We start from the raw sequence: 20,999 nt of genomic DNA on the forward strand, positions 1-20,999 counted from the left end.
ATGAGTAAAAAGAAAAACAATCCGAATCAAGAGCCAGATTTATTTGCTGACATGGGCGATGAATCTGATTCCCAGCCTATAGCGACGGCACCACGAGTGGTACCGAACACTGCTGATGTTGATTCATTGACTCTGGCAACGTATGCCGAGCGTGCTTATCTTGACTACGCCATCAGCGTGGTGAAGGGCCGTGCTTTGCCTGAAGTGGCTGATGGTCAAAAACCAGTTCAACGCCGCATTTTGTTCGCGATGAATGAAATGAATCTGCGCGCTGATGCAAAACCAGTGAAAAGTGCGCGTGTGGTTGGTGACGTGTTGGGTAAATTCCATCCGCACGGTGACCAATCTGCTTATGACGCTTTGGTTCGTTTGGCACAAGATTTCTCATTACGCTATCCATTGATTGATGGCCAAGGTAACTTTGGTTCACGAGACGGCGATGGTGCTGCGGCGATGCGTTACACAGAAGCTCGCTTAACCAAGATTGCTAGTTTGCTCTTAGATGAAATCGATGAAGGCACAGTTGATTTCATCCCTAACTACGATGGTTCGATGCAAGAGCCACGCTTGCTACCAGCAAGATTGCCGTTTGTTCTTTTGAATGGTGCTTCAGGTATTGCTGTGGGTATGGCCACAGAAGTGCCATCACACAACTTAAAAGAAGTGGCGAGTGCAGCCATTGCACTCATGAAGAATCCAAAAATCTCTCATGATGAATTGATGTCATACATACCGGGTCCAGATTTCCCGGGTGGTGCGCAGATCATTTCTTCTCATGCAGAAATTTCACAAATCTATCAAACAGGTCGTGGCAGCTTAAAAGTCAGAGCCCGTTGGGTGATTGAAGATATGGCTCGCGGCCAATGGAAATTGGTTGTGACAGAAATGCCACCAGGCACTTCAACACAAAAAGTATTGCAAGAAATTGAAGAGCTGACCAACCCGAAAGTCAAAGTTGGTAAGAAAACCTTAACGCCTGAACAAAACAATCTCAAGCAAACCATCTTGAGCTTATTGGATTCGGTGCGTGATGAATCAAGCAAAGACGCTGCAGTTCGTTTGGTGTTTGAGCCAAAGACCAAAAACATCGATGTGAATGAATTCGTCACAACCTTGTTGGCACATACCTCACTTGAGTCCAATGCACCGATCAACTTGGTGATGATTGGCAATGATGGTCGCCCACGTCAAAAAGGTCTTGGCGAGATTCTGAGTGAATGGATCGAGTTCCGTGTTGCAACAGTGACGCGCAGAACCAAGCATCGCTTGAGCAAAGTCAATGACCGCATTCATATCCTAGAAGGACGTCAATTAGTTCTTCTCAATATCGACAAAGTCATCAAAATCATTCGTGGCAGTGATGAGCCTAAAGCTGATTTGATGACCGCATTCAAGCTCTCTGAGCGTCAAGCCGAAGATATCTTAGAGATTCGCTTGCGTCAGTTAGCAAGACTAGAAGCCATCAAGATTGAACAAGAGCTCAAAGAGCTCAATGCTGAAAAAGAAGATTTAGAGAGCATCTTGGGCAGTGATAGCAATATGCGCAAACGCATCGTCAAAGAAATCGAAGCTGACATGAAGACCTTCGGTGATGAGCGTCGCACCATGATTCAGGAAGAGAAGAAAGCAATTGCTGAAACCAAAGTCATCGATGAACCAGTCACTGTGATTGTTTCTCAGCGTGGTTGGGTCAGAGCTCGTCAAGGTCATGAGCATGATCCACAGCAATTCAGCTTCAAGGCAGGCGATGGTATGTATGGCACCTTTGAATGCCGTACCACCGACGTGGTTCTTGGTTTTGGTAGCAATGGTCGTGTTTACACCGTGCCTGTTTCAGATTTGCCAGGAGCCAGAGGTGATGGTTCTCCGTTGACGGGTTTTGTTAACTTGGCAGCAGGCACTCAGATGGTGGCTTACTACGCCGGACACAATGACGACTTGCTCTTGTTGTCGATGAAATCAGGCAATGGTTTCTTGGCGAACGTGGCAGATATGACAACACGTAACAAAGCGGGTAAATCATTTGTGGGTGTCGATGCTAAATTTGCTCCAGGTGATGCGCCATTGGCCCCAGCCAAAGTTCAAGAAGGCATGAAGCAAGTGGCTTGCTTATCTGAGAATGGACGACTCTTGGTCTTCTCATTGGATGATTTGAAGCGTTTGCCAACAGGTGGCAAGGGTGTGATCTTGATGGATCTTGATAAAGCTGAGCGGCTTCAGTCTGCGATTGCAGTGGGCCCATCAGGCGCTGTCATTTCTGGTCTTGGTAGAGCAGGTAAGCCAACGGAAGCTGCATTGGATGCGAAAACTTTGAAGTCATTCACAGCCAATCGTGCTCGCAAGGGTCATGCATTAGAGCCTAAGCTCAAAGATGCCAAGCTGACTGCGCAATAAACCAGCGAGTTTCAAATTTGATCGGTGAGAGTCATAAGAAGTGAGAGTCGCTGGACTCTCACTATCTCCAAGCCTTGGCTTGGTCTGATAGATGTTTTTTGAAGATGCTGGCGATTGGCGATAGCTTTTTGCCTTTAGGTCTCACGATGTGCCAACTTGTTTCAATTGGAAAATCAGCGCATTTCAAAATCGCTACTTCATTTTGAGTGCTGGCTTCACTCAATGAGTACTTTGATAAAACTGCCAATCCCAAACCACCGATCACAGCTTCTTTGATCGCCTCATTGCTGCCAAGCTCAAGTCTCACATCGGGTTTGAACTTCAACTTTTTGAAGTGAGCATCAATGGCCATTCTGGTACCAGAACCTTTTTCTCTAAAAATAAACTGCTCGTCTTTTAAGCTGGCAATATCGATCAGCTTTTTCTTAGCCATTGGAGAATTTTTTGGAGCGACTAAGACCAAAGGATTGGGCATGAAGATTTCATCTTCAATATCCAAGTTCAGCGGTGGTTGAGACATGATGTAAAGGTCATCTAAGTTTTCTTCTAGGCGCTTCACAACACCATCACGATTCAATACTTCTAAAGAAATATCTAGATCTGGGTATTTGGCACAAAACGTTCCCAATAATCTTGGGATGAAATATTTGGCAGTGCTGACCACGGCCACCTTGAGCTTTCCTCTGGTGAAACCCTTTAAGCCATCGGCTTGCTGTTCAAAGTTTTCCCATTCGCTCACAATCGCCCTGGCAGATCTGGCCAACTCGTGACCCATTTCAGTCAAATAGACCTTTCTAGAGACCACTTCATACAAAGGTAAACCAACGGCTTCGGTGATTTCTTTTAACTGCATCGAAGCAGTGGGTTGGGTGACATGAAGAACCCTGGCGGCAGCGCTGACACTGCCTGTGTCTGCAAGGGCTAAGAAAAGGCGCAATTGTCTGAAGGTGATATTCATGGGTTTTGGCTCGCAAATGTGGTCATGGTGATCATATTGGTCATAGACTTTTATCTATGTATTTATATCATAAATACGATTTTACTTTATGTATGACCGTTTTTATCATGGCGGCTAAAGGAAACAATCATGACCAATCTACTTGATCCATCCATTCTATTTTTCATCTTTGGCATCTTCGCTGGCTTGGTGCGTTCCAATTTAGAGATTCCTCAGCAAATATCTCGTTTCTTGTCCCTTTACTTGCTCATGGCATTGGGATTGAAGGGCGGCTTTGCCCTGAATCAATCTGGCTTCACTCCAGAGATTGCAATCAGTCTTGGCTTGGCAATCGGTCTTGCGATTCTTGTCCCATTGGTCGGCTACAACTTACTCAAGCAAAAATTAGATAAATTAGACGCCGCCGCAATCGCAGCTGCTTATGGTTCTGTGAGTGCGGTGACCTTCATCACCGCCACTCAAGTCCTCGATCAAAATGGCATTACTTACGGTGGGCACATGGCTGCTGCGATGGCCTTGATGGAGTCACCGGCGATCATCATTGCGATTGTGCTCGCCAACAGAATTCGATTGCAGCGCTCTGGCGATAAAACAGGGCACACACCCATTGGAAAAATCCTTCATGAATCATTCACGGATGGTGGCCAGCTATTACTTTTAGGATCATTGATGGTTGGCATCATTTCTGGTGAGGCTGGACTCAAAGTCATGGCGCCATTCTCAATCGACTTGTTCAAAGGATTGTTGGCATTCTTCTTGCTCGACATGGGCTTGGTTGCTGCCAGAAGTATTGGCGAGCTGAAAGGGAAGCCGCCCATCACTTTTTTGTATGGCTTCATAGCTCCACCAGTACATGCAATGGCAGCCTTGGCTTTGTGTTTGATGTTTGGCGTGGCTTTGGGCGATACAGTCTTGTTGATGATTCTCGCAGCGAGTGCTTCATACATTGCTGTGCCAGCGGTCTTGCGTCACGCGATGCCCGAAGTGAATCCCGCGTTGTACATGGGCACTTCATTGGGCATCACGTTCCCCTTGAACATCATCGTGGGAATACCGGCTTACATTTGGATGGCTGGTTACTTTGTGAAGTAAAAAATTAAGTGATCAGGTTTACTCAACTTCAGCAATCAATTCGATTTCAACGCAAGCGCCCAAAGGAATTTGTGCCACACCAAAGGCGCTGCGTGCATGTTTGCCAGCTTCACCAAAAACTTCAAACAATAATTCAGAACAACCATTCGTTACCAAATGATGCTCTGTGTATGTTTCTGTTGAATTAACCAAGCTCATCACTTTTACGATGCGCTTCACTCGATCCAAATTACCAAGATGAGCTTGCATGGTCGCCATCAAATCAATCGCAATACTGCGCGCTGCCAATTTGCCTTCTTCAGTGTTCATGGTCAAACCTAATTTACCAACCAATGGTTTGCCATCTTTTTTAGCAATGTGACCAGAGAGGAATAGGGTGTTACCAGTTTGTGCTGACATCACATAAGCAGCAGCTGGAGCGCCAGCAGTTGGCAGTTCAATTTGAAGTTCTTTTAAGCGTTGTGCGATTGTCGACATCAAGGTTCTCCTAAATAATGCGTCATTGTATTGCGATGCCAAGACCATGACTTAGCAAAACTAATATTTCATGAAGTTTGTAGTTGATTTGAAGAATTTTGAGCTCTCAAGCACGATTTGTTGGGAAAAAACTCTAAAAATTCCAATTTCTGAACCCATTTTTCCCTCTCATCCGCTATACTCGCATCGAAGAAATTTTTGATCTAACTCAATATTTGGTCACTATGAAAAAACTACTAACTGTTGCCGTTGCCGCCATGACTTTGGCTGGTACTGTGAATGCCCAAGGTGTTAAGGGCGATATTAAAGCTGCTGAATCTAAAGTGGCGATGTGTATTGGTTGCCATGCGATTCCTGGCTACCGCTCAAGTTTCCCTGAGATTTACACCGTACCTATGATTGGTGGACAGAACCCTGAATACATCGTTGCTGCTTTGCAAGCATACAAAAAAGGTGAGCGTAAGCACCCAACCATGCGTGGTATCGCTGGTTCATTAACAGATCAAGATATGGCTGACCTAGCGGTTTACTACGCTGCTCAGACATCAGCAACAACCATCAATAAATTGAAATAAGCGGGAGAAGTCGACATGAAACGTATTTTGATTGCTATCGCAACGGCCTCTATCGCAATGACTGCAGTATCTGCTCAAGCTGCTGATCTTAAAAAAGGTCAAGAGCTATTGGTCAAAGGTAACTGTGCAGCTTGTCACGGTGAAGGCATGAACAAGCCAGTGGTGGCTGAGTATCCTAAGTTGGCTGGTCAGCATGCTGATTATCTTTATTACGCTTTGAAAGCCTACAAAGTCACTAACAACCCAAACATTGGCCGTAGCAATGCGATCATGGCTGGTCAAGTAGCCCAGTTTTCAGACAGAGATCTAAAAGACATGGCTGCTTACATCGCTAGCTTGCCTGGTAACTTGGTGGTTAAGAAGTAATCAATTAGCTGAGCAAATTAGCTAAAACAAAAAAGCCGCTTCAAAGCGGCTTTTTTTATGGTTAAAACTAACTAAGTAAAGTTCACCAACAGAAGCAACATCACTTGGCCGCCAACTGACCTTGTAAAAAATGCTCTTTCATCAACTTTTCGGATAAATCAGGATCTCTGGCCAATAGGGCGGAGAGTATCTTGCGATGCTCTAACAGGGAGCTTTCCATCCTGCCACGTTTACTCAAAGAATCTCGGCGTTGCAGTTTAAGAACCTTCTTGAGGTCATCGATCGTGCGCTTCATCCAAGGATTGCTGGAGATTTCTTGGATTTTTTCGTGAAAAGACTGATTGATGGCGAAAAACTCATCCAAATCTCGGTCTGCAGCAGCTCTTTCTAGCTTCAAGTGGATGGAATCCAAGGCTTCCAGCTGTTTTTCGGTGGCTTTGGTGGCTGCTTCGCGACAGGCTTGACCTTCAAGAAGGGCAAGAACAGTGAAAATTTGGTTCAAGTCAGACTTGCTGACTTCAGTCACATAGGCGCCACGGCGCATTTTCATGGTGATTAAGCCTTCGGCCGCCAAAACCTTGATGGCTTCGCGCATGGGGGTGCGACTGATGCCGTATTCAGCGGCAATCGCTTGTTCGTCGATCCAGGCTCCCGGGGCGTATTCGTGCGAGAAGATACTATTTCTTAACCTTTCGGCGACTTCCTCGTACAATGGCCTTGGTGCTAATGATATTTTTGCATTCATAATTATGAATTCATTTAATCACTTTTGTCAGGTATATGTCAAGCCCAAGAGGTTCAATATCATTAATCTGTTAAATGTATCGGTGGAGAAATAATGAGTAAAACCACAAAGAGCCCATGGCCCGAGTTTTCTAACCCTAGTCTTGAAGCTTGGGAAAAATCAGCAGCCAAATCTGCCCCCAACGGCAATGTGGATGCTTTAGGTTGGGATACTCCCGATGACATCAAATTAAAGGCGCTTTACACAGCAGCCGACACCGAAGGTTTACCGTTCGCTAATACCTTGCCTGGATTTGAGCCATTTGTTCGTGGCCCTCAGGCAACGATGTACTCCGTTCGCCCTTGGACGATTCGTCAATACGCCGGTTTCTCGACCGCAGAAGAATCCAACGCGTTTTATCGCAAAGCTTTGGCCGCAGGTGGTCAAGGTGTTTCAGTTGCTTTTGACTTAGCAACTCATCGTGGCTACGACTCTGACCATCCTCGTGTGACGGGTGATGTGGGTAAAGCGGGTGTAGCGATTGATTCAGTTGAAGACATGAAGATTTTGTTCAATGAGATTCCATTGGACAAAGTATCTGTATCGATGACCATGAACGGTGCCGTATTGCCAATTTTGGCTGGCTATGTGGTCGCTGCAGAAGAACAAGGCGTGAGCCAGGATCAGTTATCAGGAACTATTCAAAATGATATTTTGAAAGAGTTCATGGTGCGTAATACGTACATCTACCCACCAGAGCCATCAATGCGCATCATTGGCGACATCATTGAGTACACCTCTCAAAAGATGCCGAAGTTCAATTCGATCTCTATTTCTGGATATCACATTCAAGAGGCGGGTGCGAACCAAGCATTGGAATTGGCTTTCACGATCGCTGATGGTAAAGAGTACGTAAAAACTGCCTTGAGCAAAGGCTTGGATGTGGATGGCTTTGCTGGTCGTCTATCTTTTTTCTTTGCCATCGGCATGAACTTCTATTTAGAAGTAGCGAAATTAAGAGCGGCTCGTTTGTTGTGGTGGCGCGTGATGAAGGAGTTCAATCCAAAGAATCCTAAGTCATTGATGCTAAGAACACACTGCCAAACATCCGGCTGGTCACTCACAGAGCAAGATCCATATAACAACGTGGTCAGAACCACGATTGAAGCGATGGCAGCCGTATTCGGCGGCACACAGTCATTGCACACCAATTCATTTGATGAAGCGATTGCTTTGCCAACAGAATTCTCATCTCGCATTGCCCGCAATACCCAGTTGATCATTCAAGAAGAAACTCACATCACCAATGTGATTGATCCTTGGGCTGGTTCTTACATGATGGAAAAGCTCACGCAAGACATGGCAGATAAGGCGTGGGACATCATTCAAGAAGTTGAAGGCATGGGTGGCATGACCAAAGCGGTTGAAAGTGGTTGGGCCAAACTCAAAATTGAAGCAGCTGCTGCTGAAAAGCAAGCTTGTATCGATTCTGGCAAAGATGTGATTGTTGGTGTTAACAAATACAAGTTGGGCAAAGAAGATCCAATTGATATTTTGGATATCGACAACAACAAGGTTCGTGATTCACAAATTGCTCGTTTAAAAGACGTTAGAGCAAAGCGTGACAGTAAAAAAGTTCAGGCAGCCTTGGATGCGCTGACAGCCGCAGCAGAAAACAACACAGGCAACTTATTGGCTCTTGCAATCGATGCCATTCGTTTGCGCGCAACCGTGGGTGAAGTTTCTGATGCATTGGAAAAAGTTTACGGGCGCCATCGCGCCGATACTCAAAAGGTGACTGGTGTGTATGCAGCTGCTTATGACTCAGCAGAAGGCTGGGAAAAATTAAAAACAGAAATCGCTGAATTTGCCAAAGATCAGGGTCGTCACCCACGAGTGATGATTGCCAAATTAGGTCAAGACGGTCATGACCGTGGTGCCAAAGTGGTGGCCACAGCTTTTGCAGATTTGGGCTTTGACGTTGATATGGGACCTTTGTTCCAAACGCCAGAAGAGTGTGCGCGCCAAGCCATCGAGAACGATGTGCATGCGGTGGGCATTTCTACTTTGGCAGCAGGACATAAAACTTTGGTACCAGCCATCATTCAGGAACTGAAAAAGCAGGGTGCTGATGACATCATCGTCTTTGTGGGCGGTGTGATCCCACGTCAAGACTATGAGTTCTTGTACGAATCCGGTGTTAAGGGCATCTACGGCCCTGGTACACCGATTCCAGCATCGGCCAAGGATGTTTTAGAGCAAATTCGTTTGGCTCAAAAATAAGCCAATCATTGATCAGCGAATAAACAGCTAAAAAGACCAGCGTGCAAACAGAAGATCAAATACTCGTTGATGCCATCTGTGGTGCTGATGCCAAACCTGGATCGGCACAACGCCGAGCCATGGCTAAAGCCATCACCTTGTTGGAGTCAACCAGACCCGATCATCGTTTAAGAGCTGATGATTTGCTCAATGCCATTCTGCCAAAGAGCGGTCATTCTTTTAGATTAGGTATTTCTGGTGTTCCGGGTGTTGGTAAATCTACTTTCATTGAAGCGCTTGGTCTGTATCTGATCAGCAAAGGTCATCGCGTGGCTGTTTTAGCGATTGACCCATCGTCCACGGTTTCTGGTGGTTCTATCTTGGGTGATAAAACCCGCATGGAATTTTTATCAGTCAATGAAAAAGCATTTATCAGACCCACACCATCATCAGGCAATCTTGGTGGTGTAGCGGAAAAAACACGTGAAGCCATGTTAGTTGCTGAAGCAGCTGGCCATGATGTCGTGATTGTTGAAACAGTTGGTGTTGGTCAAAGCGAAACAGCTGTTGCCAACATGACAGACATGTTTGTTCTCTTGCAACTACCGAATGCGGGCGATGATCTTCAAGCCATCAAAAAAGGCGTGATGGAGTTGGCTGATTTGGTGGTCATCAACAAAGTTGATTTAGACCCAGACGCTGCTACCAGAGCGCAAGTTCAAATCATGAGCTCATTGCGATTATTCAGCATGCACGGCAATCCTGAACATGCTCACCATGATGAGACTCTTTGGCATCCAAAGGTGATGCGCATGAGTGCTTTGAAGTCTGAAGGCATTACTGAATTTTGGGACATGGTCAATACCTTCAAAGATATTCAGACCAAGCATGGTCATTTGGCTTTGAGAAGAAAACAACAAGCGCAAGCATGGATGTGGGAACGCATCGAAGCAGGTTTAAGACAAAACTTCAAAGCCAATGCGCAAGTACAAAAACTATTGCCAGAATTAAGTGAAGCAGTGAATCAGGGAACTATGGCAGCATCAGTGGCTGCCAGAAGATTATTAGATTTAATGAAATAAAGATTTAGAAACAAGGGAGAGCATTTTATGCACGACATCATCAAACAACTTGAAGCAAAGCGCGAACAGGCTCGCCTCGGTGGCGGTCAAAAGCGCATCAATGCACAGCACGGTAAAGGCAAGTTAACGGCCCGTGAGCGCATTGAGTTGTTATTGGACGAAGGTTCTTTTGAAGAATGGGACATGTTCGTTGAACACCGTTGTACAGACTTTGGTATGGCCAATGAATCTGTGCCTGGTGATGGTGTGGTGACTGGCTACGGCATGATCAATGGTCGTTTGACCTTTGTTTATTCCCAAGACTTCACTGTGTTCGGTGGTTCATTGTCTGAAGCTCACGCTGAGAAGATTTGTAAAGTCATGGATCAAGCCATGAAAGTCGGTGCTCCAGTGATTGGTTTGAATGACTCAGGTGGCGCACGTATTCAAGAAGGTGTGGCTTCTTTGGGTGGCTATGCGGAGATTTTCCAGCGCAACGTATCTGCTTCAGGTGTGATCCCTCAAATTTCTTTGATCATGGGTCCTAGTGCTGGTGGTGCCGTTTATTCACCAGCATTGACTGACTTTATTTTCATGGTCAAAGACAGTTCATACATGTTTGTGACTGGTCCAGAAGTTGTGAAGACCGTGACTCATGAAGAAGTGACGGCAGAAGAGTTGGGTGGTGCAATCACTCATTCAACCAAATCAGGCGTGTGTGATCGAGCCTTTGAGAATGATGTTGAAGCGATTTTGATGTTGCGTCGCTTTTTTAACTATCTGCCTTTATCAAATAAAGAAAAGCCACCAGTGCGCAAAGGTGCCGATACAGCTGAGCGCTTGGATTATTCATTGGATACATTGGTTCCGGATAACGCCAATAAGCCTTATGACATGCATGAGTTGATCGTCAAAACAGTTGATGATGGCGATTTCTTTGAGATTCAACCTGACTATGCGAAAAATATCATCATTGGTTTTGCGCGTATCGAAGGTCAAACAGTCGGTATCGTTGCAAACCAACCATTGGTTTTGGCTGGTTGCTTGGACATCAAATCATCGATCAAAGCTGCACGTTTCGTGCGTTTCTGCGATGCCTTCAATATCCCAGTGGTTACTTTTGTAGACGTGCCAGGGTTCATGCCAGGTACTTCACAAGAATACGGCGGCATCATCAAGCACGGCGCTAAGTTGTTGTACGCGTATGCAGAATGTACAGTGCCAAAGATCACAGTGATCACACGCAAAGCCTACGGTGGTGCGTATGACGTGATGGCTTCAAAACACCTCAGAGGCGATGTGAACTTTGCTTGGCCTTCAGCTGAAATCGCGGTGATGGGTCCGAAGGGTGCTGTTGAAATTATTTTCCGTGAAGAAAAAGGTGATCCTGCTAAGTTAGCAGAGCGCGAAGCTGAGTACAAAGCGAAGTTCGCTAATCCGTTCGTGGCTGGTCGTCGTGGTTACATTGATGACGTGATCATGCCTCATGAAACTCGTAAGCGTGTTGCACGTTCTCTGGCGATGCTCAAAGACAAGGATATTGAAAATCCTTGGCGCAAACACGGCAACATTCCCCTTTAATCGATTAGGACAAGAACATGTTTAAGAAGATTCTGATTGCTAACCGTGGTGAAATTGCTTGCCGCGTGATTAAAACTGCTCGCAAGATGGGCATCAAAACTGTGGCTGTTTACTCTGAAGCCGATCGTGACGCACGTCACGTAGAACTTGCTGATGAAGCAGTGTGTATTGGTCCAGCACCTTCACGTGAATCCTATTTGGTGATGGACAATATCATCAAGGCGTGTAAAGACACTGGTGCTGAAGCGGTTCACCCTGGTTATGGTTTCTTATCTGAGAACGAGGCATTTGCTAAGCGTTTGGAAGAAGAGGGCATTACTTTCATCGGACCTAAGCATTATTCGATTGCTGCGATGGGTGACAAGATCGCCTCTAAGAAGTTAGCGAACGAAGCCAAGGTCAATACGATTCCTGGTTACAACGACGCGATTGATACGCCTGAATCTGCGGTAGAAATTGCCAAGGGCATTGGTTACCCGGTGATGATCAAAGCATCAGCGGGTGGTGGCGGTAAAGGCTTGCGCGTTGCGTTCAACGATAAAGAAGCTTTTGAAGGTTTCTCAGCTTGTAAGAACGAAGCTCGCAATAGCTTTGGTGATGACCGTGTGTTCATCGAGAAATTTGTTGAAGAGCCGCGTCACATTGAAATTCAGGTATTGGGTGATGGTCATGGCAATGCTGTTTATTTGTGGGAGCGTGAGTGCTCGATTCAGCGTCGTCACCAAAAAGTAATCGAAGAAGCGCCATCCCCATTCATCAGTGATGAAACTCGCAAAGCGATGGGTGATCAAGCGGTGGCTTTGGCCAAAGCTGTGAAATACCAATCGGCAGGTACGGTTGAGTTTGTGGTTGGCAAAGATCAGTCTTTCTACTTCTTGGAAATGAACACTCGTTTACAAGTAGAGCATCCTGTGACTGAATCCATCACAGGTCTTGACCTTGTTGAGCAGATGATTCGAGTGGCTGCTGGTGAAAAATTATCATTTGGTCAAAAAGATATTCAGCGCAATGGTTGGTCCATGGAGTGCCGTATCAATGCGGATGACCCATACCGCAACTTCTTGCCATCAACTGGTCGTTTGGTCAGATACCAGCCACCTGAAGAGGTGAATGGTGTGCGTGTAGACACAGGCGTGTATGAGGGTGGTGAGATTCCAATGTACTACGACTCCATGATTGCTAAGTTGATCGTGCACGGTAAAGATCGTTTGGATGCGATTACCAAAATGCGCGCTGCTTTGAATGAGTTCGTGATTCGCGGTATTCACTCAAACATCCCATTCCAAGCTGCTTTGATGCAGCACCCGCGTTTCATTTCTGGTGATTTCAATACGGGCTTCATTGCTGAACAATTCCCTCATGGATTCAGAGCATCGGATGTGAAAGCGGAAGATCCAAAATTAATGGATGCATTGGCAACCGCCGTTCATCGTCGTTACTTGGATCGTGCGGCTGGTATTTATGGTCAGCTTGAAGGTCACGAAGTCAAAATCCCAACTGAATTCGTGGTGGCAGCTGGTGAAGCTGGCAAGATGAATTACGTACCAACATCCATTCATGAAACAGCTCGTGGCTATGAAGTCACAGTCGATGGTTCAGTTTACAAAATTGATTCAGACTGGAATCCTGGTCAGATCATTTACAAAGCAACTGTGAACGGCCGTGAGATTGCACTTCAAGTTGAGCGCATGGGCATGTTCTATCGCTTGCAATTTGATGGCGTGAGAGTCGACAGCATGGTGTTAACACCGCAGGCTGCTGAAATGCAAAAACTGATGCCATTCAAAGAACCACCTGATATGTCTAAGTTCTTGCTATCTCCAATGCCTGGCTTATTGGTTGATGTCGCTGTTACTGTTGGTCAAAAAGTAGAAGCGGGTCAGCGCTTAGCAGCCATTGAAGCCATGAAGATGGAAAACGTTTTGGTGGCAACGCAAGATGGTGTGGTTGCTGCTGTGATGGCTGCCAAAGGTGAGAGTCTTGCTGTTGATCAAGAAATCCTCAGATTCGAGTGAGCCAACAGATGACTAAACCATTCAAAATTTTGGGCATTCAACAAGTCGCCATTGGCGGACCAGACAAAACCAAACTGCAAAAGCTTTGGGTTGATATGTTTGGTCTGGAAGTGACTGGTACATTTAAATCAGAACGTGAAAACGTTGACGAAGATATTTGTGCCATGGGCAAGGGTGTACACAAAGTCGAAGTGGATTTGATGCAACCCATCGATCCAGAAAAGAAACCTGCTGTGCACACAACCCCACTCAATCACATTGGTTTATGGGTTGATAACCTGCCAGTCGCGGTTGAATGGTTGACTGCCAATGGTGTGAGATTTGCACCTGGTGGCATTCGAAAAGGTGCTGCCGGCTATGACATCACTTTTTTACATCCCAAAGGTAACGAAGAGTTCCCAATCGGGGGTGAGGGTGTTTTGATTGAATTGGTTCAAGCGCCACCTGAGGTGATTCAAGCTCTGAGCTAAATTGAGCCCAAAGTACCATCGGTAAAGTACCGACAATAAAAAACCGCCTAATCAGGCGGTTTTTTATTGAATGCTTCTAATTGTTTGTCTATTTATTTAGTTATTTTTGTAAATTTGATCATGCATACGCTTGCATATAGCTCAGACCCTTGCGCCATTCAGCAAAAGCGGCCAGCTTAGGCGGTAACTCTTTGATCTTACCGATCAACAGTAAACCCTTGTTTTTATTCAGTTCTTTACACAAAACTAGAAATTCATCATCAGATAAATGGTTAAAACCGTATCTCACAGAAGGCTCCTATAAAAGTGTCCTTATGCCATTAACGCGTGAGTTTTAGGTTTGGTTGACCTTGAATCAACAAAATCATCATTTATTCAATAAGCCTTTCGGGACATTTTTTCTTCCAAAAGGCATAATGTCACTTTTGCACGAAATAGCATTACGTACTTATAACCATAACTATTTGTTTTACAGGAGTTTTTTATGTCTAACTTGCCACAAGGCATGGCCATCAGTGCCGAAGTAACCCCAGAATTTGCAACTATTTTGACTCCTGAAGCCTTGGCTTTGGTCGCCAAACTTCACCGCGCTTTTGAGCCACGTCGTCAAGAACTCCTAAAAGCACGTGTTGAGCGCACCAAGCGTTTAGATGCTGGCGAGAAACCTGACTTTTTGGCTGAGACAAAACACATTCGTGAGGGTGACTGGAAAGTTGCTCCAATTCCTGCAGCATTGCAGTGCCGTCGCGTTGAAATCACTGGCCCAGTAGACGCCAAAATGGTGATCAATGCCTTTAACTCAGGTGCTGACTCTTACATGACTGACTTTGAAGATTCAAACAGCCCAAGCTGGACGAATCAGATTCAAGGTCAAATCAACATGAAAAAAGCGATTCGTCGCGAATTAAGCCTTGAGCAAAACGGCAAGAGCTACAAGTTGAATGACAAGATTGCCACATTGCAAGTTCGCCCACGTGGTTGGCACTTGGATGAGAAGCACGTGACTGTTGATGGTCAACGCGTATCTGGCGGTATCTTTGATTTTGCTTTGTTCTTCTTCCACAACGCTAAAGAACAATTAGCCCGTGGTGCTGGTCCTTATTTCTATTTGCCAAAAATGGAAAGCCACTTAGAAGCACGTTTGTGGAATGACATTTTCTGCATGACTCAAGACGAATTAGGTTTCCCACGTGGCACGATCAAAGCCACTGTGTTGATTGAAACTATTTTGGCTGCATTTGAAATGGACGAAATTCTTTATGAGTTGCGTGAGCACAGCGCCGGTTTGAATGCTGGTCGTTGGGATTACATCTTCTCATGTATCAAGAAATTCAAAGTAGACAAAAACTTCTGTTTAGCTGATCGCGCAAAAGTGACCATGACTGCTCCATTCATGCGTGCTTATGCATTATTGCTATTGAAGACATGTCACCATCGTGGCGCACCAGCCATGGGCGGTATGAGTGCATTGATTCCAATCAAGAACGATCCAGAGAAAAATGCCATTGCTATGCAAGGCATCATCAACGACAAGAAGCGCGATGCAACTGATGGCTACGACGGTGGTTGGGTAGCTCACCCAGGTCTTGTTGAAGCTTCTATGGCTGAGTTCAAAGCAGTATTGGGCGATCGTCCAAACCAATTTGAAAAGCAAAAACCTGAAGTGAATGTAACGGCTGCTGACTTGTTGAACTTCCAACCAGAAACACCGATCACTGAAGCTGGTTTGCGCATGAACATCAACGTGGGTATTCATTACCTAGGTGCTTGGTTGGCCGGTAACGGTTGCGTACCTATCCATAACTTGATGGAAGATGCTGCTACTGCAGAGATCAGCCGTTCACAAGTATGGCAATGGATCCGTTCACCAAAAGGTGTTTTGGACGACGGTAGAAAAGTGACTGTTGAATTAGTTCGTCAATTGATCGCTGAAGAATTGCCAAAAGTTAAAGCAAGTGGTGCAACAGGTCTTTGGGATCGTGCTGCTGAGATTTTTGACGTGATGAGTACTGGCGAGAAGTTTGAAGAATTCTTGACATTGCCTTTGTACGAGGAAATCTAATTGACGATTCTGGCCATCGACACCTCGACACAGTGGTGTTCAGTGGCCTTGGTCAACCCACAAGGGGGCTCGGGTCAACCGCAGTCCCCTTTGTCATCTGGGGACCTTGTGCGCCATGAAAATCTTGGCCCTGAATCAAGTCAACATGCTTTGGATTGGGTAGAGGCTCTTTTAGAAGAGGCTCAGCTCAGTTTCAGAGATCTGACTGGTATTGCGGTAGGGATTGGTCCTGGAGCGTTCACTGGCATCAGGATTGGTGTGGGCATTGGTCAAGGGATGGCCTTTGCTGCTGATCTGCCATGCTTGCCCATTGTTTGTTTGGATGCCGTTGCACTAGAAGGCATTCATCAACTCAAGCTCAAAGAAAATGATCAAGTGATTGTGGCCGTTGATGCGCGCATGAGTGAAGTCTATTGGGCTCGTTATATGGTGCAAGCAAATGGTTTACCAGAGCGCCAAGACGATGTTTATCTCTCTGCACCAAAAGACATAGATATTCCAGCCACAGCTTTTGCTTTGGTGGGTAATGCGGTGACTGCTTATCCTGAGGAAATGCTAGCCATCAGGCAACAAGCCATGGCCATCGATGAAACCGCTGTGCCTCATGCAAGATCGATTGCTCGACTAGGTTTAGATGCCTTAGAAAAAGGTCTGCAAGTTAGTGCGGCGGAATTGCAACCTATCTATGTGCGCGACAAAGTAGCTCAAACGATTGCTGAGCGCGAACTTGAAAAATCTAATCAAGAAAAATCTTAAAAGGCATTGAATTAAGTCATGGATCTGCGTCTTTTGCCAATGGCCTTGCGTGACTTAACTGAAGTCATGGGGATCGAGCAGCAAAGCCATGTTTCGCCATGGACCTTGGGTAACTTCACAGATTCACTTGAGGCGGGTTATTGGGCTTATTGTTTGCGTCAACTATCGGTAGACGATGAAAAGCCTGATCCATTATTAGGATATTGTGTCTTGATGCCTGCTTTGGATGAGTTGCAGTTGCTGAACATCACAGTGCATCCATCGTTTAAAAGACAAGGACTGGCCAAAAAAATAATGAAAGTGATCGAAGACGCTGCACAAGCGAAATCATTTCAGGATATTTTATTGGAAGTAAGGGTGAGTAATGCCCCAGCGATTGCTTTGTATGAAAGTTTTGCATATCAAGAAATTGGCATCAGAAAGGATTACTATCCTTTAAAAGATGGTGGTCGTGAAGATGCCAAAGTCATGAAAAAAGTATTGCACGCACCATCCAACTGATCGATTACAGAAAGAACTATCAAGCCAATGAGTCAAGCTGATTATTTAAATGAGATGGGCATCAGTACCTGGGTTCTAAAGAATAAGCCCGAGGATGGGGGCGAGACGAACTCTGTGCAAGCTCAGCAAGAAAATCAACAAGCGCAGCAGCCAAAAGCCAGTAATGCGAATGCTGCAACCGCTGAAATGACACAGTCATCCTCAGAGAATCAAGAGGTGGTGTGGACATTTGTTGTTGATCAACTCTCGGGTGATGCTGCTTTATTGTTTGACAAAATCTTGGCCTCATTGATGTTGAGCAGAAACACCATTCAATTGCTCAGCAGTGCAGAAGCCTTGGCTGGAAAAGTGAATGGACAAGTCGTGATTGCCATGGGTTCTCAGATGGGTCGACAGTTATTACAAATGGACGATGGCTTTGAAGAGTTAAGAGGTGCTGTGCACTCTTTAGAGCACGCAGAAGATGAGCTACCGTTGGTTTTAACTTATCACCCAGAGCATTTACTGAAGAAGCCGAGTGACAAAGCAAAGACTTGGCAAGACTTACTCTTGGCGCGCTCTTTGATTTAAAACCTAGAAGTTAATCAAGCAGGCAACGAAACAAGGATTAATGCTTGTGCTCGCCAATCAAGTGAAGTGAATCGTATTCAGCTTGATTGCGTTTGTGCCAACGAATGATCTGAATCATCACCAAAGCCACAAAGCTACCAAACATCACAATCACAATCGAAATAGGTACATCTAACCAGATCAGCAAGGCATACAAGCAAAGCATGCCCAAGACGGAAAGATTTTCATTGAAGTTCTGAACAGCAATGGAATGTCCAGCTGATAACAAGACGTGACCACGGTGCTGTAAAAGGGCGTTCATTGGTACCACGAAGTAACCAGCTAACCAACCAATCGTTGCTAAGAAAATATATGCAATCAATAGATACAGCGGAATTTGGAACAAGCCCAAATCAATCGCCACGTCTGGTAATAAGTCACGGTTATAAATCGCCATGACCATCACCAAAGCGCCCATCATCACACCGTAAATCAAAACGCTTAGAGATTTCTTCAAAGGAATGCGTGAGGCAGCCCAAATGGAGCCGCCCGCAACACCAAATGCCACAACGGCTTGCAAGATGGCACCTTGAGACAAGCTCATGCCTAAAGCAGATTCAGCCCATTTGAGAACGATGAACTGTAATGTTGCACCGGCACCCCAGAACAGAGTTGTGACTGATAAAGAGATTTGGCCCAAGCGATCTTTCCACAGTGTATTGAAGCAATGCTGGAAGTCTTGGATCAAGCGGAGTGGATTTTTTCCTTGTTGAGGGTATCTCGCACCTGTGTCCGGAATCTTTAAATTAAAGATGGCTGCAATCAAATAAATGAAGGCAATCACACAAATCGCAGCCTCAGGAGGGGTATCAATACCCGTATCAATGAATGGTAGATCAAGCCCCAATAAAGCCAATGAAAGCCTATTGGAAATCAAAGCGCCACCTAAGACAGTGCCCAAAATAATCGAGCCAACCGTCAAGCCTTCAATCCAGCCATTGGCCACAACGAGCTTCTCAGGTGGAAGTAATTCGGTCAAAATACCGTATTTGGCAGGCGAATAGGCGGCTGCACCAAAACCCACGATCGCATAAGCAGCCAGTGGGTGTAGAGTGAAGAGCATGGCGATGCAGCCAACAATTTTGATGCTGTTGGTCCAAAACATCACATTGCCCTTGGGGCGTGAGTCTGCAAAGGCGCCAACAAAGGCAGCAAGTAAAACGTAGGAAAGAACGAAGAAAAGTTTTAGAAGCGGAGTCATCCAGGCTGGAGCCTGGAGTTGGTATAACAGCGCAATGGCAGCAATTAAGAGCGCATTGTCGGCGAGCGACGAAAAAAATTGCGCCGCCATAATTGTGTAAAAACCTGGTTTCATTCGTACAATTCAGTTATGAAATGCCATTAAAACACGAAAGTGAGTTTTTTCTGTCAAGACCAATATATGCCCATATTCACACTGATGCCTTAAGTCACAATCTTGAGCGCATCAGACAGCTCGTGCCTGGCTCTAAAGTTTGGTCAGTGGTCAAAGCCAATGCCTATGGCCACGGTTTAGAACCAGCTCTTAAAGGTTTAGCTCTCACTGATGGTTTTGCTTTATTGGATTTGGCCGAAGCCAAAACCCTGAGAGAAAAAGGGTGGACTGGTCCGATTTTGTTGTTAGAGGGCTTATTTGCCCAAGAAGACATCTTTACTGCCACCGACTTGCAATGCGACTGTGTGGTTCATGACTTCAATCAAATTGATTGGCTAGAGGCCCTGAGTGAGGCTCGCTCATCGAAAAGACTGCCGAATATCTATTTAAAAATGAATACCGGTATGAACCGTTTGGGTTTTACCCCAGAGCAGTACCGAGAGGCTTATCACCGTTTGCACTCAGCTGGTTATGAGTTAACTCACATGACCCATTTTGCGAATGCTGATTACATCGATAGAACTCCAAGCGTTGATCAGCAAGCGGAGTTATTCAATCAAACCAGAGACGGGTTAGCGGGCAGTACTTCTTTATCTAATTCAGCGGCCATCTTGTGGCACCACCACGTCATTTATTCTGATTGGGTGAGACCAGGCATCATGCTCTACGGAGCTTCGCCTTCGGGTCGTTATGAAGATATACAAGAAGCTCAACTTCAGCCCGCCATGTCATTGCATTCTGAAGTTATAGGGATTCAACACCTTGAGGCAGGGCAGTCGATTGGTTATGGCTCTAGATATCGCACCGATGTACCGATAAGGATTGCGATCATTGCCTGTGGTTATGCCGATGGTTACCCAAGACACGCGCCTGATGGCACACCGGTATGGGTGGCTGGTACTGATGGTTTAAGCAGTGGCAAGGTTTGTTTGATGACAGGGCAAGTGTCGATGGACATGATCACTGTCGATGTGACAGACATGCCTCATGTGCAAGTAGGAAGCAAAGTTGAGTTGTGGGGCAAGCATTTGCCCGTGGATAAAGTGGCTCAGGCAGCCGGTACCATTGGGTATGAGCTCTTGTGCGCTGTTGCTCCAAGAGTTCGACGTCAGTAATTTAAATGCCTAACTCACTATGAGACCCTAGTCTCACGAGTTGCAATATCCATTGATCTGGTTTTCTATAAATCAGGACCAAGTCTGGTTTGATGTGGCAGTCTCTATGATCTTTCCAGTCTCCAATCAATGAATGGTCATGGTATCTAGGGCTAAGTTTTTTATCAACGAGAAGATGCTTAAGAACGGCGGTCAAATCTGACACCAGACTGTGTCGATAAATTCCTTTTAGTTCTCTTTTGTAATCTCGTTTGAATTGACCAGTTCGTTCAATCTTTCGCATTTAAATCAGCCATCAAATCGTCAATTGAGTCAAAGGATTTGAGTTTTCCTTTTCTTGCTTCTTTCATGGCAGCGATAGTTTCCCCGTTAGGTATTAGTGGTTCAAAAGGAAGGGCTTTTTCCTTGGCAATTTTAGTCATCATGATTCGAAAGGCTGAAGAGGGAGTTAAGCCCATAGCCGCGAGAACAACCGAGGCCTCTTCTTTGATTGTTTCATCGATTCTTGCTCTCACTACAGCGTTTGCGGTCATGGAATGAATCTCCTTATGAGCTACATTGTAGCACAAAAAGGGGAAAAATAAAACCCTGATGAGTCCAATTAGGTTGGAGCCTCAGCAGGGCTAT

At 45.5% G+C, this 20,999-nt stretch carries 21 protein-coding genes; 14 read left to right on the top strand and 7 right to left on the bottom strand.

What is annotated here, in order from left to right; genetic code table 11:
• The first annotated feature begins 51 nt into the window (after window positions 1-51).
• The gene (gene parC, locus ICE88_RS08145) at window positions 52-2,394 is read left to right on the top strand and encodes a DNA topoisomerase IV subunit A (RefSeq protein ID WP_216251985.1); all 2,343 of its coding nucleotides are present in this window, start codon (window positions 52-54) and stop codon (window positions 2,392-2,394) included.
• Window positions 2,395-2,455: 61 nt separating this feature from the next.
• Here parC and ICE88_RS08150 read toward each other — a convergent pair whose 3' ends face one another.
• Entirely contained in the window at window positions 2,456-3,352 is an 897-nt protein-coding gene (locus tag ICE88_RS08150) for a LysR family transcriptional regulator (RefSeq protein ID WP_216251543.1), read from the bottom strand.
• Window positions 3,353-3,481: 129 nt separating this feature from the next.
• Here ICE88_RS08150 and ICE88_RS08155 point away from each other — a divergent pair, with 129 nt between their 5' ends.
• Complete coding sequence (locus ICE88_RS08155; protein ID WP_216251546.1) at window positions 3,482-4,444, top strand: sodium-dependent bicarbonate transport family permease; 963 nt, start codon at window positions 3,482-3,484, stop codon at window positions 4,442-4,444.
• An 18-nt stretch (window positions 4,445-4,462) separates the two neighbouring features.
• Here the strand turns inward: ICE88_RS08155 and ICE88_RS08160 are convergent, their stop codons facing one another.
• On the bottom strand, window positions 4,463-4,921 hold the full coding sequence (locus tag ICE88_RS08160) for a RidA family protein (protein WP_089515715.1): 459 nt from the start codon (window positions 4,919-4,921) through the stop codon (window positions 4,463-4,465).
• A gap of 224 nt (window positions 4,922-5,145) precedes the next feature.
• Here ICE88_RS08160 and ICE88_RS08165 point away from each other — a divergent pair, with 224 nt between their 5' ends.
• Window positions 5,146-5,496 (top strand): cytochrome c, encoded by a 351-nt coding sequence (locus ICE88_RS08165; protein ID WP_216251548.1) that lies wholly within the window; start codon window positions 5,146-5,148, stop codon window positions 5,494-5,496.
• Between the two features lie 15 nt (window positions 5,497-5,511).
• On the top strand, window positions 5,512-5,862 hold the full coding sequence (locus ICE88_RS08170) for a cytochrome c (protein WP_216251550.1): 351 nt from the start codon (window positions 5,512-5,514) through the stop codon (window positions 5,860-5,862).
• 100 nt (window positions 5,863-5,962) lie between these two features.
• Here the strand turns inward: ICE88_RS08170 and ICE88_RS08175 are convergent, their stop codons facing one another.
• Complete coding sequence (locus ICE88_RS08175) at window positions 5,963-6,607, bottom strand: GntR family transcriptional regulator (protein WP_216251553.1); 645 nt, start codon at window positions 6,605-6,607, stop codon at window positions 5,963-5,965.
• A 93-nt stretch (window positions 6,608-6,700) separates the two neighbouring features.
• On the opposite strand from ICE88_RS08175, the gene scpA reads away from it, so the two are divergent.
• The 5 genes from scpA to ICE88_RS08200 all read left to right on the top strand — a co-directional run bounded on the left by scpA (window position 6,701) and on the right by ICE88_RS08200 (window position 13,975).
• Window positions 6,701-8,869, top strand: a complete 2,169-nt coding sequence (gene scpA, locus ICE88_RS08180) for a methylmalonyl-CoA mutase (RefSeq protein WP_216251554.1) — start codon at window positions 6,701-6,703, stop codon at window positions 8,867-8,869.
• Window positions 8,870-8,988: 119 nt separating this feature from the next.
• The gene (gene meaB / locus ICE88_RS08185; RefSeq protein WP_216251988.1) at window positions 8,989-9,930 is read left to right on the top strand and encodes a methylmalonyl Co-A mutase-associated GTPase MeaB; all 942 of its coding nucleotides are present in this window, start codon (window positions 8,989-8,991) and stop codon (window positions 9,928-9,930) included.
• Window positions 9,931-9,957: 27 nt separating this feature from the next.
• Complete coding sequence (locus ICE88_RS08190; RefSeq protein WP_216251557.1) at window positions 9,958-11,490, top strand: acyl-CoA carboxylase subunit beta; 1,533 nt, start codon at window positions 9,958-9,960, stop codon at window positions 11,488-11,490.
• Window positions 11,491-11,507: 17 nt separating this feature from the next.
• Window positions 11,508-13,505 carry an acetyl-CoA carboxylase biotin carboxylase subunit gene (gene accC / locus ICE88_RS08195; RefSeq protein WP_216251560.1) on the top strand — a complete coding sequence of 666 codons (1,998 nt, stop codon included), beginning with the start codon at window positions 11,508-11,510 and terminating at the stop codon, window positions 13,503-13,505.
• 8 nt (window positions 13,506-13,513) lie between these two features.
• Window positions 13,514-13,975, top strand: coding sequence for a VOC family protein (locus ICE88_RS08200; RefSeq protein ID WP_216251564.1), 462 nt, complete (start codon window positions 13,514-13,516; stop codon window positions 13,973-13,975).
• 118 nt (window positions 13,976-14,093) lie between these two features.
• On the opposite strand, the gene ICE88_RS08205 is transcribed toward ICE88_RS08200, so the two are convergent.
• Window positions 14,094-14,264 (bottom strand): hypothetical protein, encoded by a 171-nt coding sequence (locus ICE88_RS08205; RefSeq protein ID WP_180738109.1) that lies wholly within the window; start codon window positions 14,262-14,264, stop codon window positions 14,094-14,096.
• A 195-nt stretch (window positions 14,265-14,459) separates the two neighbouring features.
• On the opposite strand from ICE88_RS08205, the gene aceB reads away from it, so the two are divergent.
• From aceB to ICE88_RS08225, 4 genes are read left to right on the top strand one after another with little or no spacing between them, the layout of a single operon-like run.
• Window positions 14,460-16,037 (top strand): malate synthase A, encoded by a 1,578-nt coding sequence (gene aceB / locus ICE88_RS08210; protein ID WP_216251569.1) that lies wholly within the window; start codon window positions 14,460-14,462, stop codon window positions 16,035-16,037.
• Window positions 16,038-16,793, top strand: coding sequence for a tRNA (adenosine(37)-N6)-threonylcarbamoyltransferase complex dimerization subunit type 1 TsaB (tsaB, locus tag ICE88_RS08215; protein WP_216251571.1), 756 nt, complete (start codon window positions 16,038-16,040; stop codon window positions 16,791-16,793).
• Window positions 16,794-16,811: 18 nt separating this feature from the next.
• Window positions 16,812-17,294 carry a ribosomal protein S18-alanine N-acetyltransferase gene (gene rimI, locus ICE88_RS08220; RefSeq protein WP_216251574.1) on the top strand — a complete coding sequence of 161 codons (483 nt, stop codon included), beginning with the start codon at window positions 16,812-16,814 and terminating at the stop codon, window positions 17,292-17,294.
• Window positions 17,295-17,321: 27 nt separating this feature from the next.
• Window positions 17,322-17,864 carry a hypothetical protein gene (locus ICE88_RS08225; protein WP_216251578.1) on the top strand — a complete coding sequence of 181 codons (543 nt, stop codon included), beginning with the start codon at window positions 17,322-17,324 and terminating at the stop codon, window positions 17,862-17,864.
• Between the two features lie 37 nt (window positions 17,865-17,901).
• Here the strand turns inward: ICE88_RS08225 and lplT are convergent, their stop codons facing one another.
• Window positions 17,902-19,218 carry a lysophospholipid transporter LplT gene (gene lplT, locus ICE88_RS08230; RefSeq protein WP_216251582.1) on the bottom strand — a complete coding sequence of 439 codons (1,317 nt, stop codon included), beginning with the start codon at window positions 19,216-19,218 and terminating at the stop codon, window positions 17,902-17,904.
• A gap of 50 nt (window positions 19,219-19,268) precedes the next feature.
• Between lplT and alr the strand changes: the two genes are divergently transcribed.
• Window positions 19,269-20,372, top strand: coding sequence for an alanine racemase (gene alr, locus ICE88_RS08235; protein WP_216251990.1), 1,104 nt, complete (start codon window positions 19,269-19,271; stop codon window positions 20,370-20,372).
• A 1-nt stretch (window position 20,373) separates the two neighbouring features.
• Here alr and ICE88_RS08240 read toward each other — a convergent pair whose 3' ends face one another.
• Window positions 20,374-20,655 carry a type II toxin-antitoxin system YafQ family toxin gene (locus ICE88_RS08240; RefSeq protein WP_216251584.1) on the bottom strand — a complete coding sequence of 94 codons (282 nt, stop codon included), beginning with the start codon at window positions 20,653-20,655 and terminating at the stop codon, window positions 20,374-20,376.
• Window positions 20,642-20,905, bottom strand: a complete 264-nt coding sequence (locus tag ICE88_RS08245; protein WP_216251586.1) for a type II toxin-antitoxin system RelB/DinJ family antitoxin — start codon at window positions 20,903-20,905, stop codon at window positions 20,642-20,644. Before ICE88_RS08245 ends, ICE88_RS08240 begins: the two co-directional genes overlap by 14 nt.
• Window positions 20,906-20,999: the final 94 nt, after the last annotated feature.

It is taken from the genome of Polynucleobacter sp. AM-26B4, assembly GCF_018882285.1.
Classification (GTDB): Bacteria; Pseudomonadota; Gammaproteobacteria; order Burkholderiales; family Burkholderiaceae; genus Polynucleobacter.

Bases quoted from the DNA above. Each gene is read 5' to 3' on its own strand.
- meaB (WP_216251988.1), top strand. From the start codon at position 8,989: ATGGCTAAAGCCATCACCTTGTTGGAGTCAACCAGACCCGATCATCGT.
- ICE88_RS08240 (WP_216251584.1), bottom strand. From the start codon at position 20,655: ATGCGAAAGATTGAACGAACTGGTCAATTCAAACGAGATTACAAAAGA.
- ICE88_RS08200 (WP_216251564.1), top strand. From the start codon at position 13,514: ATGACTAAACCATTCAAAATTTTGGGCATTCAACAAGTCGCCATTGGC.
- ICE88_RS08155 (WP_216251546.1), top strand. From the start codon at position 3,482: ATGACCAATCTACTTGATCCATCCATTCTATTTTTCATCTTTGGCATC.
- ICE88_RS08175 (WP_216251553.1), bottom strand. From the start codon at position 6,607: ATGAATGCAAAAATATCATTAGCACCAAGGCCATTGTACGAGGAAGTC.
- ICE88_RS08225 (WP_216251578.1), top strand. From the start codon at position 17,322: ATGAGTCAAGCTGATTATTTAAATGAGATGGGCATCAGTACCTGGGTT.
- ICE88_RS08190 (WP_216251557.1), top strand. From the start codon at position 9,958: ATGCACGACATCATCAAACAACTTGAAGCAAAGCGCGAACAGGCTCGC.
- ICE88_RS08245 (WP_216251586.1), bottom strand. From the start codon at position 20,905: ATGACCGCAAACGCTGTAGTGAGAGCAAGAATCGATGAAACAATCAAA.
- scpA (WP_216251554.1), top strand. From the start codon at position 6,701: ATGAGTAAAACCACAAAGAGCCCATGGCCCGAGTTTTCTAACCCTAGT.
- ICE88_RS08170 (WP_216251550.1), top strand. From the start codon at position 5,512: ATGAAACGTATTTTGATTGCTATCGCAACGGCCTCTATCGCAATGACT.
- ICE88_RS08165 (WP_216251548.1), top strand. From the start codon at position 5,146: ATGAAAAAACTACTAACTGTTGCCGTTGCCGCCATGACTTTGGCTGGT.
- ICE88_RS08160 (WP_089515715.1), bottom strand. From the start codon at position 4,921: ATGTCGACAATCGCACAACGCTTAAAAGAACTTCAAATTGAACTGCCA.
- ICE88_RS08150 (WP_216251543.1), bottom strand. From the start codon at position 3,352: ATGAATATCACCTTCAGACAATTGCGCCTTTTCTTAGCCCTTGCAGAC.
- aceB (WP_216251569.1), top strand. From the start codon at position 14,460: ATGTCTAACTTGCCACAAGGCATGGCCATCAGTGCCGAAGTAACCCCA.
- lplT (WP_216251582.1), bottom strand. From the start codon at position 19,218: ATGAAACCAGGTTTTTACACAATTATGGCGGCGCAATTTTTTTCGTCG.
- accC (WP_216251560.1), top strand. From the start codon at position 11,508: ATGTTTAAGAAGATTCTGATTGCTAACCGTGGTGAAATTGCTTGCCGC.
- rimI (WP_216251574.1), top strand. From the start codon at position 16,812: ATGGATCTGCGTCTTTTGCCAATGGCCTTGCGTGACTTAACTGAAGTC.
- parC (WP_216251985.1), top strand. From the start codon at position 52: ATGGGCGATGAATCTGATTCCCAGCCTATAGCGACGGCACCACGAGTG.